We start from the raw sequence: 17,646 nt of genomic DNA, 5'->3' as shown, positions 1-17,646 counted from the left end.
ATGAAAATTACCGTTAAAACGCACCAATACGCTGTAATACTTGCCTGTGTTTACATTGGCTTGTTCGCGTTTACACTTGTACTGAACATGGCCGAAACTTACATATCCGGCCCTTTAGGAACGTTAAATTCATTGGCTATTCAAATCATCTATATTAGTTTATTCGCATACTTGGGTTTGCTTTTAGCGGCATCAGACCAGCCGCGCGCCGCGGTTACTTCATTTTGGCTCTATTGTGCAATAAATATACTGGGCATCCCCACTATGTTCATCCAAGATCTTGTCCAACTCAGGGCCTACTCTCTTATATTAGGTGTTATTAGCCTGGCGGTATACATATTTTTAATTGTAAAGGTCTTCCGCTTAAAGCATCCCATAATAGCTAAATACTACCGTATATTGGCAATTATGCTGGGGGCGCTGGCTTTGCTTCGCATCGCATCACCTTTTGCGCTTAATTATATAGGCGAATATTTTAGTATGTCCTTATATAGCTTAGGCAGGTACTATACCGCGATATTCTCTTTGTTAATACCGGTCACCATCATCATCCTTTTAAAACGTACTACCCCTTTAGTTAGCGGTTATGTAGAACCGGCTCCTGCCGAAGAGGAATATTTGTAACAAAACTAACCATGCCTACTCTAAACAGGCATATAACCCACCAAAACACATGCTAAGCATACGCAACATTGTGAAGCAATACGCCGGGCACCGCGCGTTAGACGATGTAAGTTTGGAAGTAGAAAGCGGCAAAATTTTCGGGCTGCTTGGCCCTAACGGCGCCGGTAAAACTTCCCTCATCCGTATCATCAATCAAATTACCGCTCCCGATTCGGGCGAGATCTATTTCGACGGCAAACGGCTCGACCAAAGCCACATTAACCGCATTGGCTACCTACCCGAAGAACGCGGCCTCTACAAAAAAATGGAGATAGGCGAACAAATGATATACCTGGCCCGCCTGAAAGGCCTTAGCCGCGCCGAAGCCACCGCCAAGCTGAAATTCTGGTTCGAGAAACTGGGGATGGAGACCTGGTGGAAAAAGAAGATAGAGGAACTATCAAAAGGGATGTCGCAAAAGGCACAATTTGTGGCTACCGTGCTGCACAACCCCGACCTGATCATTTTGGACGAACCATTCAGCGGTTTCGACCCTGTAGCCGCCGACCTGATCAAAGACGAGATACTGGAGCTAAACAAACAGGGCGCTACCATCCTGTTCTCTACCCACCGCATGGAATCAGTAGAAGAACTTTGCGATTCGATAGCGCTTATCAATAAGTCGCACAAGATATTGGACGGTCGAGTGAAAACCATCCGTAATTCTTACAAAAACGAAACCTACCTGGTAGAATACACCGGCGGCAAGTTGGACCTTAGCGGTTCACTGCCATTTAACGTTGTAAGCGAAACCGCCGGCGATGACGACAGCCACACTATAAAGCTAAAGCTTACTGCAGGCAGCACCGCCAACGATGTGTTGCAATACCTGCTGCCCAAAACGCGCATTAATATGCTGCAGGAAGTTATACCCAGCATGCACGAAATTTTCATTGAAAAAGTAAACCAAAACGCCTAAGCTATGAACAAAGTATTACTTATTATACAGCGCGAATACATTACCCGTGTGCGCAAAAAGGCTTTCATAGTGATGATATTTGTAGTACCGATGCTGATACTGGGTATGTCGGCAGTGATAGGCCTGGTTGCCAAAAACAGCCAGGAGCTAAGCAACGACCAGGTAGTAAAAGTGATCGACGATAGCAAGGCTTTTGAAGGCAAGCTGCATAACGTTAAACACATCAAATTCGAAACCGGCAAACAACCGCTTGCCGAGGCCAAAGCAGCTTTGCAGGAAGACGAAAACCTATCGGTACTGGTGATACCTGCTGACTATACTAAAAAGCAGGTGCAGATACTCTCGAAAAAGAAACCTACTTACCAGGTTACCAACGAGGTAGAAAAACAAATGAACGCTATAGCCTCGGCCGAAAGCCTGGTAGCGCACCATATTGATACCGCACTGCTAAACTCAATTAACAAAACCCATATAGAAGTTAACGCACTGGAAGTAACCGCCACAGGTACCAAAGATGCCAATTTGGGTGCTACCATGGGTGTGGGTATCGCCTGTGCTATATTGATATACCTATCGCTGTTCATCTACGGTGCGCAGGTAATGCGTGGCGTTATCGAGGAGAAAACCAACCGTATCATCGAGGTTATCATATCATCGGTAAAACCATTTCAACTGATGCTGGGTAAGATCATCGGCGTGGGGCTGGTTGGTTTAACGCAATTCGGTGCGTGGATACTGCTATCCGTAGTATCATCGAAAATTGCTGGCCATGCCTTTTCGGGACCGGGTAGCCCTATGGCGGGTGCCATAGCCGTATTGAGCACAATCCCATTCGGTTATATTTTAATGTGCTTTATTTTTTATTTCCTGACGGGATACCTGCTTTACAGCGCCTTATTTGCAGCCGTAGGGTCGGCGGTAGATAGTGAGACCGAAACACAACAGTTCATGTTCCCCATCACTTTGCCCTTGCTGTTCACTTATATTTTATCGGTATCGGTATTGTTCCAGGCGCCTGATAGTCCGCTGGCAGTGTGGTTATCTATGATACCTTTCACCGCCCCCGTAGCCATGATGGTGCGCATACCATTTGGCGGTGTGCCCGATTGGCAATTAGGTATATCGATGGCGTTGATGATAGCCGGTTTCCTGTTTACTACCTACGTAGCTGCGCGTATTTACCGCGTTGGCGTACTGATGTATGGCAAAAAAGCCAGCTTTAAGGAGTTGGCCAAATGGTTCTTTTATAAAGAGTAATTCCTTAACCACATCATAATTCACAAAATCCCTTGCAAAAGCCATACTTTTGCGGGGATTTGTAATTTCTGCCCATGCCCGAACAAAACAACGCTTCCGCCAAACGCTTCGCCGTGATGGACCTTGGTACCAATACCTTCCACCTGCTTATTGCCGAAAAAAGTACCGAAGGCTTCCGCATCGTCCACCAGCAAACCGAAGCGGTTAAAATTGGCGAGGGCGGCATCAACAAGGGCATTATCCAGCAAGCGGCCTTCAGCCGTGGCATTAAGGCCATGCAGGATTTTAAAAAGCATATCGACGAGGCAGCCGCAACAGAGGTACGTGCCATAGCCACCTCTGCCCTGCGCAATGCTGCTAACGGGAATGATTTTATAGCAGAAGTAAAAGCGCAGGCAGGCATCCAGATAGAAATCATCGACGGTGCGAAGGAAGCAGCTTTTATTTATAAAGGGATAGAAGCCAGCGGCGTACTTACCGAAAAAAATTCGCTAATAGTAGACATTGGCGGCGGCAGCGTGGAGTTCATCATAGGCAACGAAGATGAAACCCTTTGGAAACAAAGTTTCGAGATAGGTGCGGCGAGGCTGATGGATAAATTCCACAAAGTCGACCCGATGAATGTAGTATCTATAAAAGCCATGACGGCTTACCTCAACCAGCAATTAGTGCCGTTATTCCAGGCGGCCATGCAGTACAAGCCAACATTTTTGATAGGTTCCTCCGGCGCATTCGAAAGCTTTGCCGAGGTGATAGAGCTGGAGGCCGGCCGCAAATTCGATCTCAAATCCACCAAAAGCTACGAGTTCGACACCGACGACCTGCTGTACCTGATAGAGCGGCTCATCAAATCAACCCACGCCAAACGCGCCACCATGAAAGGCATTATCCCCGTTAGGGTAGATATGATCGTATCGGCAAGCCTGCTCACTATTTACCTGATGCAAAAGCTGGGGCTGGTGGATGTGTGGATGTCTACGTATTCATTGAAAGAAGGGGTGCTGGCTGAGATGATGGGTAGATAAAGCTCCTTTTACCCCAAGGGCATCTCATCCGCCCTTATCGTGTGTTATCACCGACAAGCCCGTAATGACCAAAGAGCCCTTGTCGCGTGTTATCACCGACAAGCCCGTAATTACTTCTATTACGATTTGAACGAAAAGCCGGGATTAATTGAATAGCATACGGCCTTCCTCTTTTACAAGCATCGGAGCTGTTGGTGATAACACTCAACAGTGGCGGGATAAAATAGCTTTATGCCCTTGTCGCGTGTTATCACCGACAAGCCCGTAATGATTATTGTTAAGATTTAAATGATAAGCTGGTAGAAGCTTGATCAATGCATCCCAAATCCACCCAGCATATAAGAGTTCATCTGTAGCATTATTTCCATTGCTTTCTCCTCTTCGCCGGGTTTTAGCGTTATATCCTGGGATTGATAACCTACAAAGCTCACTAACACGCGCTTAGCCTTAGCCGGCACGCGTAAGCTAAATAAACCATTCACGTTTGTTATTCCCTCTATATACTTACCTCTATATTTTACCTTAATAGATGCACCCGGTAGTGGCTGGCCATCTTCTTTAGCCCTTATCACACCTTTTATAGTTATGTAAGTTACGCTGTCTGCTACTCTATTTATTATATTAGCTTTTGCCGGTACAACAGGTGCTTGCTCGGTTTTATGCGCCGGTTTTGCTTTGGCATTTATAACCGGGAACAACATACTTAATGATGCAGCCGCAATTAGCCCTTTCCAGGTAAAGCGTTTTCGGTTATCAATTTCTAATTGGTGGTTAATGGCAGCCAACTTCAGGGCGGGAATGCGCCCGCAAGTATTTTTATGCGATGCCAAATAGGCAATCACTTCAGCATTAGTCATTTCGCTAAAGTCAACTACCGTTTTGCAGCAGCTTTGGCAAAACTTCCCTTGTTGGTTTGCTGTCATTTGCTGCCAATCTTCGTGGCAGGGTGTGGAGATACTGATGTGTTTGATACGTGGCATAACGCTGGGTTTTATTACAGGATGCCATTAAGCCCACAATTCCATAAATTATTTATAAAAAACTTTTGTAGCAAACACCGTCCAGCAGGTTGAAAAACCTATAACCAGCACCAGTGCGGCGCTCATTAAAAATTCTTTGCTCAAAACAAATATGGCCAGCAACAGGCAAATTACCACGTGCATACCTATGAGCATAGCATCGCCAATGATATTATATTGCCCTTTGTCAACATATCTGAGGTAAATCGTGTAGGCTATCACAACAGCTATGTTTATACCTACCACTATCCATTGGGGTTCGGGTTGCGGTCTTAGTCCGGTTTCTTGCATAGTTAAAGGCCTCCTCTAAAACTACCTATACTCACACAGGTAGAAAAACCAATCACCAATACCAATACTGCGCTTAGCAGCCATTGCAAACGCTTAGGGCCCGTTAAGGTGAGGATCAAACAAGTGATAACGTGGAAGAAAATGACAAACATATCGAACAATATGCCCTCTTGCGGTATGGCTGAAATTATGGTGTAGACAGCCAGTATTGCCAAATTAACACCCACTATCTTATAGCTGGCAGCTGGTTTAGGCGCGGGCGTATTTTCATTTATCTCTTCCATAACTAACCTAAAGTAAATATTGCCACACAAGTAGAAAAACCAATTAACAAAAGCAGCATGCCCGATAGTACCCACACCAATTGCCTGTATATAATGGCCAGTACAAAACATGCTAACACATGTATGGCATATACCGGTATGGCGTTAAATATATCGTCGTATATCAGCTTGCACCCAAGGGTGTAAACGGCAAATATGGCAACGTTTATACCTATCACCTTATAGTTAGCGGGGGCTTTCTTTGGTTCTTCCATAGCTTAAAATGTTGCAGCCATTTCGGTACGTAATTGTTCCAGGTATTCGCGCTTCTCGTCGCGGTAAAAAATGTTCATGGTTTCGAAGGGGATGATCTGCATATCCTTATTAACAATGTGCACACACGATTTTTTGATGGCGCGTACATCAAAATTCTGCGCATCAATAAAGTTCATGATAATGATGCGAAACAGATTATCGTAGCTTAACTGCGGGGCATCTATTTCGGGCAGGCAACACATTATTGAGTGCAGGTGCTCTTTGGCCTTATCAACCGAGTTACCGGTGCTGAACATATTCAGCAAATGGCCTTTCAGGCGCTCGTCCTGCTCGTAAACAATGGTATTCTTCGAGTTATCCAGCAGGTCATCGGGGTTTATCATCCGCGTAAGCGGGAACACTTCGCCGCCCAATTTCAATGCATACCCCATCACCAGTGCATCGGGGTTGCAGGGCACGGGTATCAAGTCGTTGGCATTAAAAACGTTGGTTTGCTCCAGTATAGCGCTGCGCACCTCCGTCATGGTATAGCGGTCGGTTTGCGGGTTAAAGTTCTCCAGCCTGCCCGCCTGTTGCGTAGGCTGAAAGGTTACTCCACGCACGCAGGGCTGTTGCAGGGCATACTCTATTATTTTGCCTATCTCATGCGTGTTCAAATCCTTTTGCAGGGTAACCACCAGCGTAGTGCTCAGGTTATACTTGTTCAGGTGTTCTATGGCTTTAGCGCGCACATCCGTAAGGTCTTCTCCACGCAGTTTGATCAGCGCTTCTGCCTCAAAGGAATCAAACTGCAGGTATATCTCAAAATCGGGCTGATAAGTTGCCAGGCGCTGTACAAAGTTTTCGTCCTTAGCTATCCTGATGCCGTTGGTATTCAGCATCAGGTGTTTGATGGGCTTAGTTTTAGCAATATCCAGTATCTCAAAAAACTGCGGGTGCACGGTGGGTTCGCCGCCACTTAGCTGCACCACATCGGGCTGGCCTTCGTTAGCCACAATCACATCCAGCATCTGTTCAATCTCCTGCAAGGTGCGGTGCCTGCCATAATGCGGCGACGACATGGCATAGCAGGTAGGGCAGCTTAAATTACATCGATCGGTAACCTCTACTACCGTGAGACACGAGTGCTGCTCGTGGTCGCGGCACAGGCCACAATCATACGGGCAGCCATAATGTGTTTCTGCATTAAACTTTAGCGGCATCTCGCTGCGCTTGGCATAGTTGCGACAGTTTTTATAGTATTCTACATCGGTAGCTATCAGTACTTTCTCGAAACCATGCTGCCGGCAGTTCTTCAGCATGTAAACCTTGCCGTCTTCAAAAACTATCTTGGCATCAACCCGGCGCAGGCAGGTAGAGCAAATGCTTAAAGTAAAATCGTAGTATATATACGGGCGTTCAGGCATAGGTTTTTATCAGTTTTGAGGGGTGTAGAAATACTTTATAATAATACAAAATTCCGCCGATACAAGCCAACTGTATCACCGAGAGCCCAAAGCCAAAAAAGTATGCAGGCTTAATAAACTCCACCAGCAACCTGAAAACCAGATAGCTTGCCAGGAAAATTTTAAAGCGTGCGCCGTTGGCCAATTCGCCCTTTCGTTCTATTAAAGCCAGGGTTACCCATAATAGTAACCAAAACAATATCTCGTACAAATTGGTGGGATGCCTGCGTATGCCATCGCCAAAGTTGATGGCCCATGGCAGGGTACTGGCCACGCCGTAGGTACCGTCTTCCAGTCCTGCCAAAAAGCAACCCGTGCGGCCAATTACCATAGCCAGTATAAGCGGGTAAACCATCAGGTCGCCCGAGGATGCGGTAACACCTATTTGTTTTTTTGTAAGCTCTACCCCTATCAAGCCGCCCAGCATACCGCCTACAATGGTTTTATTGCCCATAAAATACAGCAGGTTGAATTTGGAAAGCAAAGCCGGGTTCTCTAATACTCCCAATACATGGCTACCTAAAAATGCCCCGAACGCTGCACCTATAAATATCACCAGCCGGTTATGCGCGCTGATAGCATCGTTACTGTGCCGGCGCAAATAAGCATAATACCTGTACCCCAAAAAGTACGAAAGCGTTTCGCAAACAAAATGAACCGGAATGGTTGCCGAACCTATGGGAATATTGACCGGAAAGTGCAAATTGGCGTGTATTAGTGTTTAATAAAGGTAGGCAATTGGGGCAATATCAAACTAAAAATAAAATAACGCCGCAGCCTTTGTATCTTGCTCTGCTTTTTACACAGCCCCAATGAAAATTACCATTCTCTCTGCTGCATTGCTATCCGTAGCCATGCTTTCTGCCCAGGCGCAAAAGAAAACCGCCGCCGATACTGTTACCAGTAATTACCAACCTTCGCTGCTTTTTTCGCCACTGCCTTATTCGCAAAACGGTAACGAAGTACACTCGCCCAATGGCGAACCGGGGCCAAAATACTGGCAAAACCGGGTAGATTATCAACTGGACATCAAGCTGGATACCGTTGCTAAAACCATCAGCGGCTCGGCTGCCATTAGCTATACTAACAATAGCCCTGATGCGCTGCAATACCTGTGGCTGCACCTGGATCAGAATACCTACCGCAAAGAGGCCCGCTCTAATTTTGTTACCGGCTTCCCGGCAGGCGGGCATACCACAGGCTACAATATCGAATCTGTTTCGATGCTGCAAAACGGCAAGCTGACTAAGCTGAACTATGTAATTACCGATACCCGCATGCAGGTGCGCCTGCCCAACGCCGTTACGGCAAAGGGCGGCAAGATCAGCTTTGTGGTGAAATACCATTACACCATCCCCGGAAATTTTGGCGGCCGCACCGATTATTGCGACACCAAAAACGGGAAGATATACGAAATAGCCCAGTTTTATCCGCGCATGTGCGTATATGATGATGCCCGCGGCTGGGACACCGCCCCCTTTCTGGGCAGCGGCGAGTTTTATTTAGAGTATGGCGATATCGACTACAAGGTAACCCTGCCGGCAGATATGATCGTAGCGGGTAGCGGCGAGTTGGTAAACCCGTCAGAAGTACTGACCGCCACCCAAGTAAGCCGCCTGGCCGCTGCCAAAAACAGCGATAAAACCGTAATGATACGCACGGCAGCAGAAGTAACCAACCCGGCATCGCGCCCCGCAGGTAAAGCAAACCTTACCTGGCATTTTAAAATGCTGAATACGCGCGATGTGGCCTTCGGTGCTTCAAAAGCTTATATATGGGATGCTGCAAGAGTGAACTTGCCTGGCGGGAAAAAGTCGCTGGCTATGTCGGTTTATCCGGTAGAGAGCGCGGGTAATGATGCCTGGGGCCGCGCTACCGAATATTTGAAAGGCTCGATAGAATACTTCTCCGAAAAATGGTTTGTTTATCCCTACCCTGTTGCCGTTAACGAGGCGGGCATTGCAGGCGGTATGGAGTACCCGGGTATTGTTTTCGACGGTATTACCGATAAAGGCAAAGAACTTTTTTGGGTTACCGCGCACGAGATAGGCCACAACTGGTTCCCGATGATCGTTGGCAGCGATGAGCGCCGTTTTGCATGGCTGGATGAAGGCCTGAATACATTTATTGACGTATATGCTTCCGACATATTCAACAAAGGCGAATACGCACCAAAACGCGATAGCGAGTACGCCGAAAAAGGCGGTAACCCGGCCGATGAGATTATCCCTTTCATCACCGACCCGGAAGCACCAAGCATGATGACTCAGCCCGATGCCATCGCCGAAAAGTACCGCCACCCTTATACCTATTTTAAACCTGCTTTTGGTTTGATATTGCTGCGCGAACAAATATTAGGCAAAGACCGGTTCGATTACGCCTTCCGCAACTATATACACAAATGGGCCTACAAACACCCACAGCCCGATGACTTTTTCCGTTCGATGGAGAACGGCGCCGGCGAAGACCTGAGCTGGTTTTGGAAAGGTTGGTTCTACAACAATTACAAGCTGGATATAGCGCTGATAGACGCCCGATACGCCGATAAAGACCACAGCAAAGGCATCAGAGTAACCATAGCCAATAAAGAGCTAATGGCTATGCCTTTTACGGTTGAATTAAAACTGAAGAACGGCAGCAAACAACGCACCTACTTTCCGGTAGAGACATGGCTGCAACAAAAGGTGGCTACCATTATTATACCTACTACAGGTGATGTTGAAAGCGTGGTTATTGACCCGGATAATGCACTGCCTGATGTGAACAGGGGAAATAACACGACACGATTTAGGGATTGAGCGATTAACACGATTGGCCAATTGTCATTGCGAGTGAATGCCTGTGGGAGAGCTTGCGCGGCGAAGCAATCTCGTCGCTAAGCATGAACGTATACAATGCGACGAGATTGCCACGTCGCCCCTTTTGCACCGTCCCGCCCTTCTGCTCCTCGCAATGACATAGTGGTTATGGCTGATGGGATTACATCCCCAACTTCTTCAACTGCTGATACACCTTCTCTGTAGGTAAGCCTACCACATTGGTATACGAGCCGTTGATACGCTCGATGCCAATGAGGCCTATGCGCTGTTGGATGCCGTATGAGCCGGCTTTATCGAAGGGTTGGTATTCGGCTACGTAGCTGCGTATCTCCTCGTCGGTAAGTTTGCGGAAGAATACTTCGCTACGGTCGTAAAATTTGTTGTATTGGCCTTTATGGAGCAGGCACACACCAGTATAAACCTCGTGCATTTTGCCTGACAGGCGTTGCAGCATCTCTACTGCATGTTCGGCATTCTCGGGTTTGCCTAATATTAAGCCATCTATTGCCACAATAGTATCGGCAGTAAGTACTACCTCATCAGTAATATCCTCATCAAAGGCTTCGGCTTTTTTGGTAGCGATGTGCAGGGCAATTTCGGCAGGCGTTAAACCCTCCGGGTAAGATTCATCCACCTCCTTCAAAACCACACGGAAATCAATATCCATCAGTTTCAGCAGATCCTGCCTGCGCGGTGATTTGGATGCGAGAATTAGTTGAGGAAAAACGCCCATGCGAGTTTTTGACTTTTGACTTTAAACTTTTGACTTAAACCCTACCAACTGTACGCTTGTTCGTTCATCCATTTGCCTTGTACCTTCATTACCTTTTCAATAATGTCGCGCACGCAGCCGCGGCCGCCGGGGTAAGGCGATACGTAGGCACTAACGGCCTTTATTTCTTCGCAGGCATCGGCAGGGCAAACAGGCAGGCCAACCATTTTCATTACGCCCAGGTCGGGAATATCGTCGGCCATATACAATACGTTGCCGGGGTTGATAGATTTTTCTTCTACGTATATCTTAAAGCGCTCGGTTTTGGTGTGGGCGCCCAGGTAAACATCGTTTATACCCAAACTATTCAACCTGAACAGGGCGCTCTTGCTCCTACTGCCCGATATAGCGGCCACATTGTAGCCACTCTTAACGGCCAACTGCAGGGCGTAACCATCCTTAATATTAAAGGCACGGCTTTGCACCCCATTCTCGGCAACCATAATAGAGCCATCGGTGAGCACGCCATCCACATCAAAAATAAATGTGGTAATATCTTTCAGCTTATTTAAAAAGGATTCCATTATTTTTTGGGATTACACCGATTTTTTATGATTCCACCGATTACTGTAGGGGATTCCACCGATGAAAATTGATTTCACCGATTAGAACTCATCTGCACATCTGAAATTTGTACATCTGCACATCAAAAACTGCAAACTGCCCACCGCAAACTGCGAACTGCCTATTGGTTATCTCTCCACTCGTACACCCAGGCGCTTTGTATTTGCTCCAGGTGGCCTTCGTTAGATTCTTCGCGTGTGCCGGCAAAGTTTGGCAGGCTCAGCACCCACTCCAGCAGGTCGGTAAAGCGGATGCGGTATATTTTCGATTCGCCAAAATCGTCGCCAAACTTTTCGTACAGGCTCATGGCTATATCTTCGTAATCGTTCCAGTGTATGGGCAGGGCGAATTTATCGTCGTTCATTTCTTCCTTAAATAGTTCAGTTTATAATTAGTGGCCCATAAAACCCGATTGGTCGGGCAGGGTAACTTCAATATCGCCATCAATTACCACGCACTGGCAGCCCAGGCGCGAGGTAATGCGCGGGTTTACGGCCCTGTCAATAAAGTCCTCTTCTTTGTCAGAGATCTCCTGGATATTATCCATCCCCTTATTAACGTATATGTGGCAAGTACTGCAACCGCATACGCCGCCGCAATTGTGCTGTAATTCGATGCCGTTCTCCAGGCAAACGTCTAAAACAGATTCTCCTTCGGCTATGGGCAGCACCACGGTTTCGTGGTCGGCCTCTTCGAAGTTTATCGTTACATTAAAAATATTCATTTTGGCAAAAGTAACAAAAGTTAATTATCCCCGTTGCCTGCGTTGGAGTTTTTGATAATATCCTGACTGAGGAGCAAATAAATTTCCTGCAAGGCCTCCTTCCCTTCCAGCATTTGCAGGTGTGCCTGCATGGTTCGCTCATCCTTACGTACAGCAGGGCCGGTTTGCACCGTAGTAGGCGAATGCGCTTTTATTTTATCGGCGGTTTCGGCTATCAGCGGGCGCAGCATATCAAAGGGCATATTGCTTTCTTTTAATAATTGCTCGGCAACGCCGTATAAATGGTTGGTAAAATTGCAGGCAAATACCGCCGAGAGGTGCAGCACCTTCCGCTGCGCCGAGCTTACCCGGTAAACATTATTGCTGATGGTGCGGGCCAGTTCTTCCAACTGTTTAGTGATGGTTTCGGTAGCGCCTTCTATGCACATGGGCACCTGCCAAAAGTTCAGCTCCTTGGTTTTGCTGAAAGTTTGCAGGGGGTAAAATACACCGGCATTAGCAGTTTCTGCCGATAAGGCATCCAAAGATACTGCGCCCGAAGTATGCACCACCAGCTTGCCAAAAGTGGACAATTGGGGGACAATCGATGTTATAGCGTCATCCTTAACGGCTATAATGAAAATATCCGTCTCGGCATCTATATCTTTGAGGGCGTCAACCGCCGTAGCGCCTACATGGTAAGCAAGCATAGCTGCGTTTTGCAAATTAGGGCTGTAAACCTGCACAATGCGGTGCCCCGCGTTTTTTAAAGCGGCGGCAATATGAGTGGCAACATTGCCCGAACCTATGAGTGAAATACGCATTTGGCGAATATGATTTTATAATGCAAAACTAAATATTTCTATTACTTTTATTTCTGAAACCGATTAGTGATCCTCCCCTAAAAAATGAAACTTGTTAAACGCATTGTCACCTTTCTGCTGGTGATCCTGGTATTTGCCGCTGCGGCAGTTGCCGTTATTTACTTCACTCAAAACAAAGAAACCAAAGAACTTACCTATAACCTGCGCAAAAACACCAACGGCAGTTATGTTGAACTAAGCGGAGGCGTTACCCATTACGAGCTGGATGGCCCCGACAGCGGCCGCGTGGTGGTACTGGTGCACGGTTTCAGCGTTCCCTACTATATTTGGAATGGTACTTACGAATACCTGGTGGCCCACGGCTTCCGCGTGCTGCGTTACGATGAATTTGGCCGCGGCTATTCGGACCGCCCCGATACCGTTTACAATAAAGAATTGTATACCGACCAGCTAAAAGAACTCACCACCAAACTGGAATTAAAACAGCCGATAAGCCTGGTTGGCGTATCATTCGGCGGAGCCGTTGTTACCGATTTTGCCAACACTTACCCCGATATTGTGAGCAAAGTGGTATTGGTAGACCCGGTTTTTAATTTCGGGAAACCGGATGCCTTGCCGCAGATAACCACCATCAAAGAAATTTTGAATGCAGATAAACGAGCATCGGGCCAAATGGATGATTTTAAATACCCCGATAAACACCCCACCTGGGTTGACCAATATATCCCGCAAATGGAATACAAAGGCTTCCGCCATGCACTGGTGTCAACGCAGTTCAACTATAACTTCGACCCGAAAGAAAGTTATGGTAAGCTCAACAACCTACATAAGCCAGTAATGCTGATATGGGGAAAAGATGATAAAACTGTGCCTTTTACATTCAGCAATCAGTTGAACGGAATTTTAAAATCAGAATTTTTGCCTGTGGAAGATGCCGGGCACCTGCCTTTTCTTGAGCAGGAAGACATAGTAAACCCCGCTTTGGTAACATTTTTGAAGAAATAGTATCTAAATTAGGAACAAAAAAACTAAACACTATACTATGGACACTTCACTCATCACCACCAGCACAAGTTTAGAAGGCTACAAAGTTACCAAACACCTTGGCGTAGTACGCGGCATTACCGTGCGTAGCCGCAGCGTTGTAGGCAATTTTGCAGGCGGTATACAGTCGCTATTTGGCGGCAGGCTATCTGTTTATGTAGAACTTTGCGAAAACGCCCGCGAAGAAGCCTACCAGCTATTGGTACAACACGCCCGCGCATTAGGCGCCAACGCTATCATCAACATGCGTTACGATGCCAACGAAGTAATGCAGGGCATCACCGAGGTATTGGCATACGGTACCGCTGTAGTGGTTAAAAAGGAATAATATCGAATGATGAATATCGAACGCCCAATAATGAAGTAAAAAAGGTTTCAAAAATCTTCACTTCATCATTCGAAATTGGAAATTCGATGTTCGACATTCAAAAATAAAAGGCCCCATCTTGGGGCCTTTACTATTTCTATGTCTTTCTAAAGTTCCTCCGTTAACTAACGGAGGCGGAGGGGGCTCGAGCTTATATCCCTTCGGTACCTGGTTCGTGGCCCAGCATCCTGCCGGTTGTGCGGCCATGCGGGCGACTTTCGAAGTTTGTTTTAGTAGCTACGCCTTCCGACGGAAATTCTTTTTGATTCGGAGGCGTTACATCGTTCTGTTCGCTGTATGATGCATCGTTACCTTCCTGCTGTTGCTCCTGCTCGGTTTGCGGATGATACCCCGAACCCTCCTGGTGGCTTTTGCCTTCTTCGGGTGTTTCGTTCGGATTATAATTTGGATTGTATTCCGGGTTTCTTTCGTTGGTTTCCATGGTATTTAGTTTTTAATTGTTAATTAATAAATACCAAAATCGGTGCCAAGAATTTCAAAAGAAGAAATTTTCCAACCACATTGTCATTGCGAGGAGCGGCATAGGGCTGAGCGGGAGGGCGACGTGGCAATCTCGTAGCAAGCAAACCGTTCATGCATTGGCTACGAGGTTGCCGCGCTTCGCTCGCAATGACAAAAAATAAGAAGGGACGTTACGCACTCACCATGCAAAGCTCTTTCAACTTAGCAACAGTGTAATCAACCTCATCCTTCGTGTTGTATTTAGAGAAGGAGAACCTTACCGATGGCCTATCGGCACTGGCACCAATGGCAGTTAATACGTGCGAGCCAATATCCGAGCCCGAACTACATGCGCTACCGCCAGATGCCGAAATACCGGCAATATCCAAATTGAACAGCAGCATATCTGCCATGTCCATCTCCGGAAAAGAAGTGTTCAGTACTGTATACAGGCTTTTTGCAGGGTCGGTTTCGCCGTTGAAGGCAACGCCCGCAATTTCCTGCTGTAGTTTGGTCATCATGTAGCTTTTCAGGTCTTGTATGTAGGCCTGGTGGGCATCCATTTCGTTGTAGGCCAGTTCCAATGCTTTGGCAAGGCCAGCAATGCCGTATACGTTTTCGGTACCGCCGCGCATGTTGCGTTCCTGCGCGCCGCCGTATATCATGGGGTTTATTTTTACCTTGTGGTTCACGTGCAAAAAGCCTACACCCTTGGGGCCATGCAGCTTATGAGCCGCGCAGGCCAGAAAATGCAGTTTCAGCTTGCTTAGGTCGTGCCTGTAGTGGCCAATGGTTTGTACGGTATCGCTGTGGTAAATGGCGTTGTAGGCCTCGCAAAGCTCGCCTACGCGCTCAATATCTGTAATAGTACCCAACTCATTATTGGCATGCATTAACGATACAAAGCTGCGCTCATTATCTTTCAGTAAAGTTTCGAGGTGGTTGTAGTCGATATTGCCTTTACAGTCTACATCTACATAACTCAGTTTGATAACGCCTGCCTTCTCCATAGCTTGTAGCGTGTGCAGTACGGCATGGTGCTCCAGCTTGGTAGTGATAGCATGCGTAAGTTTATGGTCTATAATGCCACAGCGGATGGCTGTGTTATCTGCCTCGGTGCCACCACTTGTGAAGAATATTTCGGCGGGCGAGGTATGCAGCAGGTTGGCTATAGTTTTGCGCGAACGCTCTATCAGCGTGCGTACTTCGCGCCCATGGGCATGGATAGATGAGGGATTGCCGAACTGGCTTTCCATAACCTTATACATTTCCTTTAAAACTTCAGGATCGAGGGCGGTAGTGGCTGCATTATCGAAGTAAACGCGCATGGGGGTAGAGATTAGTAAATGGTTGAATAGTGAATAGTTTTATCTTTCGGACTTGCCGTCTTCCGGACTTTCGGACTCTTCCTTTCGACCCTTATAAATTTAAAATTTCTTTAATATCAATTATTATCTTCTCGGCCAGGTTATTCGCTACCGTTTCCGAATTTGCTTCAGAATAGATACGGATTATTGGCTCGGTGTTCGACTTGCGCAAATGTACCCATTCTTTGTCAAATTCTATTTTCAACCCATCGATGGTGGTATGTGGCTGCTTTTGGTATTTCTCCTCTACTTTCAGCAACAGGGCATCAATATCCATCTCGGGCGTTAGGGTAATTTTATTTTTGGAGATAAAGTAGCCCGGGTAAGATTTACGCAACACCGATACCGGCTTGCCGAATTTTGCCAAATGCGTTAAAAATAAAGCGATACCGGCCAGTGCATCGCGGCCGTAGTGCAGTTCGGGGTAAATAACACCGCCGTTGCCTTCGCCGCCGATCACAGCATTTACCTCCTTCATTTTATTAACCACGTTCACCTCGCCAACGGCAGCAGCATGGTATTCGCCACCCTCCTTTTCGGTAACATCCCGCAGGGCACGGGTTGATGACAGGTTTGATACCGTATTGCCTTTAGTGTTCTTCAACACATAGTCTGCCACGGCAACCAGCGTGTACTCCTCACCGAACATATTGCCATCTTCGCAAACAAAGCAAAGGCGGTCCACATCCGGGTCAACGGCTATACCGAGGTCGGCATTTTTCTTTAATACTTCTTTCGATAATGCCTGCAAATTCTCGGGAAGAGGCTCAGGGTTATGCGGGAAGTGGCCATCGGGTTCGCAATACAACTCGTGTACGGTTTCTACGCCTAAAGCTTTCAAAAGCGCGGGTACAAATATGCCGCCTGTAGAATTTACGCAATCTATCACCACCTTAAAGTCGGCAGCTTTTATGGCAGCTACATCTACCAAAGGCAGGGCAAGTATTTTATCGATATGTTTTTGCAGGTAGGTATCGTCTTTGGTTACCTTGCCTAAAGCATCAACACCGGCATAAGTGAAATCGCTGCTTTCAGCAATTTCCAAAACCTCTTTGCCATCAGCATCGCTAATAAATTCGCCATCCGCGTTTAGCAGTTTCAAGGCGTTCCATTGCTTGGGGTTATGGCTGGCAGTGAGGATGATGCCACCGGCTGCCTGCTCATCAGGCACGGCAACTTCTACGGTTGGGGTGGTAGATAGGCCAAGGTCTATTACATCAATACCAAGGCCCTGCAAAGTACCAATTACCAGGTTGTTCACCATATCGCCCGAGAGGCGTGCATCGCGGCCTACTACTATCCTTTTTATGCCGCTGCGCTTAATCGCCCAGCTGCCGTAAGCCGAAGTAAATTTTACAATATCGAGCGGCGTAAGCCCCTCTCCTGCTGCGCCGCCTATGGTGCCACGTATACCCGAAATAGATTTTATCAGTGTCAAATCCGTACCTGTTTTAGCCTGCAAAAATAACGTAAATTAACTTATTGCATTGTAAAATTGCTGTACTTTTAAGCCTCAATTAAATGGCTATATTTGAAGCGCAAACATCAATAGCCGTTTAAAAACAC

Annotated in this window: 21 protein-coding genes; 7 read left to right on the top strand and 14 right to left on the bottom strand. The window is 46.9% G+C overall.

Annotation, left to right across the window (positions count from 1 at the left end; translation table 11 throughout):
* The 4 genes from BC343_RS06220 to BC343_RS06205 all read left to right on the top strand — a co-directional run bounded on the left by BC343_RS06220 (position 1) and on the right by BC343_RS06205 (position 3,864).
* Positions 1 to 624, top strand: coding sequence for a hypothetical protein (locus tag BC343_RS06220; RefSeq protein WP_078346894.1), 624 nt, complete (start codon positions 1 to 3; stop codon positions 622 to 624).
* 49 nt (positions 625 to 673) lie between these two features.
* Positions 674 to 1,582: an ABC transporter ATP-binding protein gene (locus tag BC343_RS06215; protein ID WP_078346893.1), complete on the top strand. Its 909-nt coding sequence runs from the start codon at positions 674 to 676 to the stop codon at positions 1,580 to 1,582.
* A gap of 3 nt (positions 1,583 to 1,585) precedes the next feature.
* A complete protein-coding gene (locus BC343_RS06210; RefSeq protein WP_078346892.1) occupies positions 1,586 to 2,839 on the top strand; it encodes an ABC transporter permease in 1,254 nt (417 codons plus the stop codon).
* A 74-nt stretch (positions 2,840 to 2,913) separates the two neighbouring features.
* The gene (locus BC343_RS06205; protein WP_078346891.1) at positions 2,914 to 3,864 is read left to right on the top strand and encodes a Ppx/GppA phosphatase family protein; all 951 of its coding nucleotides are present in this window, start codon (positions 2,914 to 2,916) and stop codon (positions 3,862 to 3,864) included.
* Positions 3,865 to 4,175: 311 nt separating this feature from the next.
* On the opposite strand, the gene BC343_RS06200 is transcribed toward BC343_RS06205, so the two are convergent.
* Genes BC343_RS06200 through BC343_RS06175 form a run of 6 tightly spaced genes read right to left on the bottom strand, consistent with a single transcriptional unit; the run spans position 4,176 to position 7,861 of the window.
* Positions 4,176 to 4,844: a carboxypeptidase-like regulatory domain-containing protein gene (locus tag BC343_RS06200; RefSeq protein WP_078346890.1), complete on the bottom strand. Its 669-nt coding sequence runs from the start codon at positions 4,842 to 4,844 to the stop codon at positions 4,176 to 4,178.
* 48 nt (positions 4,845 to 4,892) lie between these two features.
* Complete coding sequence (locus BC343_RS06195) at positions 4,893 to 5,174, bottom strand: hypothetical protein (RefSeq protein ID WP_078346889.1); 282 nt, start codon at positions 5,172 to 5,174, stop codon at positions 4,893 to 4,895.
* A 2-nt stretch (positions 5,175 to 5,176) separates the two neighbouring features.
* The gene (locus BC343_RS06190) at positions 5,177 to 5,458 is read right to left on the bottom strand and encodes a hypothetical protein (RefSeq protein ID WP_078346888.1); all 282 of its coding nucleotides are present in this window, start codon (positions 5,456 to 5,458) and stop codon (positions 5,177 to 5,179) included.
* Between the two features lie 2 nt (positions 5,459 to 5,460).
* Positions 5,461 to 5,712: a hypothetical protein gene (locus BC343_RS06185; protein WP_078346887.1), complete on the bottom strand. Its 252-nt coding sequence runs from the start codon at positions 5,710 to 5,712 to the stop codon at positions 5,461 to 5,463.
* Positions 5,713 to 5,715: 3 nt separating this feature from the next.
* On the bottom strand, positions 5,716 to 7,119 hold the full coding sequence (locus BC343_RS06180; protein WP_078346886.1) for a radical SAM protein: 1,404 nt from the start codon (positions 7,117 to 7,119) through the stop codon (positions 5,716 to 5,718).
* Positions 7,112 to 7,861: a prolipoprotein diacylglyceryl transferase gene (locus tag BC343_RS06175; protein WP_078346885.1), complete on the bottom strand. Its 750-nt coding sequence runs from the start codon at positions 7,859 to 7,861 to the stop codon at positions 7,112 to 7,114. Before BC343_RS06175 ends, BC343_RS06180 begins: the two co-directional genes overlap by 8 nt.
* A gap of 109 nt (positions 7,862 to 7,970) precedes the next feature.
* Here BC343_RS06175 and BC343_RS06170 point away from each other — a divergent pair, with 109 nt between their 5' ends.
* A complete protein-coding gene (locus BC343_RS06170) occupies positions 7,971 to 9,956 on the top strand; it encodes a M1 family metallopeptidase (RefSeq protein WP_078346884.1) in 1,986 nt (661 codons plus the stop codon).
* A gap of 181 nt (positions 9,957 to 10,137) precedes the next feature.
* Here BC343_RS06170 and BC343_RS06165 read toward each other — a convergent pair whose 3' ends face one another.
* The 5 genes from BC343_RS06165 to BC343_RS06145 form a co-directional block, all read right to left on the bottom strand.
* Positions 10,138 to 10,710, bottom strand: coding sequence for a Maf family protein (locus BC343_RS06165; protein WP_078346883.1), 573 nt, complete (start codon positions 10,708 to 10,710; stop codon positions 10,138 to 10,140).
* 41 nt (positions 10,711 to 10,751) lie between these two features.
* Complete coding sequence (locus tag BC343_RS06160) at positions 10,752 to 11,273, bottom strand: KdsC family phosphatase (protein WP_078346882.1); 522 nt, start codon at positions 11,271 to 11,273, stop codon at positions 10,752 to 10,754.
* 161 nt (positions 11,274 to 11,434) lie between these two features.
* Positions 11,435 to 11,677: a Fe-S cluster assembly protein IscX gene (gene iscX, locus BC343_RS06155; RefSeq protein WP_078346881.1), complete on the bottom strand. Its 243-nt coding sequence runs from the start codon at positions 11,675 to 11,677 to the stop codon at positions 11,435 to 11,437.
* Between the two features lie 27 nt (positions 11,678 to 11,704).
* Positions 11,705 to 12,037: a 2Fe-2S iron-sulfur cluster-binding protein gene (locus BC343_RS06150; protein WP_078346880.1), complete on the bottom strand. Its 333-nt coding sequence runs from the start codon at positions 12,035 to 12,037 to the stop codon at positions 11,705 to 11,707.
* A 20-nt stretch (positions 12,038 to 12,057) separates the two neighbouring features.
* Entirely contained in the window at positions 12,058 to 12,840 is a 783-nt protein-coding gene (locus tag BC343_RS06145; protein WP_078346879.1) for a Rossmann-like and DUF2520 domain-containing protein, read from the bottom strand.
* Positions 12,841 to 12,924: 84 nt separating this feature from the next.
* Between BC343_RS06145 and BC343_RS06140 the strand changes: the two genes are divergently transcribed.
* The gene (locus tag BC343_RS06140) at positions 12,925 to 13,845 is read left to right on the top strand and encodes an alpha/beta fold hydrolase (RefSeq protein ID WP_078346878.1); all 921 of its coding nucleotides are present in this window, start codon (positions 12,925 to 12,927) and stop codon (positions 13,843 to 13,845) included.
* A gap of 37 nt (positions 13,846 to 13,882) precedes the next feature.
* Entirely contained in the window at positions 13,883 to 14,212 is a 330-nt protein-coding gene (locus tag BC343_RS06135; protein WP_078346877.1) for a YbjQ family protein, read from the top strand.
* Positions 14,213 to 14,402: 190 nt separating this feature from the next.
* Here BC343_RS06135 and BC343_RS06130 read toward each other — a convergent pair whose 3' ends face one another.
* The 3 genes from BC343_RS06130 to glmM form a co-directional block, all read right to left on the bottom strand.
* A complete protein-coding gene (locus tag BC343_RS06130) occupies positions 14,403 to 14,693 on the bottom strand; it encodes a hypothetical protein (protein ID WP_078346876.1) in 291 nt (96 codons plus the stop codon).
* A gap of 211 nt (positions 14,694 to 14,904) precedes the next feature.
* Complete coding sequence (locus BC343_RS06125) at positions 14,905 to 16,041, bottom strand: cysteine desulfurase family protein (protein WP_078346875.1); 1,137 nt, start codon at positions 16,039 to 16,041, stop codon at positions 14,905 to 14,907.
* 91 nt (positions 16,042 to 16,132) lie between these two features.
* Positions 16,133 to 17,518, bottom strand: coding sequence for a phosphoglucosamine mutase (gene glmM / locus BC343_RS06120; RefSeq protein WP_078347037.1), 1,386 nt, complete (start codon positions 17,516 to 17,518; stop codon positions 16,133 to 16,135).
* Positions 17,519 to 17,646 lie beyond the last annotated feature (128 nt).

The organism is Mucilaginibacter pedocola (assembly GCF_002013915.1).
Classification (GTDB): Bacteria; Bacteroidota; Bacteroidia; order Sphingobacteriales; family Sphingobacteriaceae; genus Mucilaginibacter; species Mucilaginibacter pedocola.
Note: the sequence above shows the minus strand (reverse complement) of the source record. Positions and strands in the feature narration are given on the sequence as shown.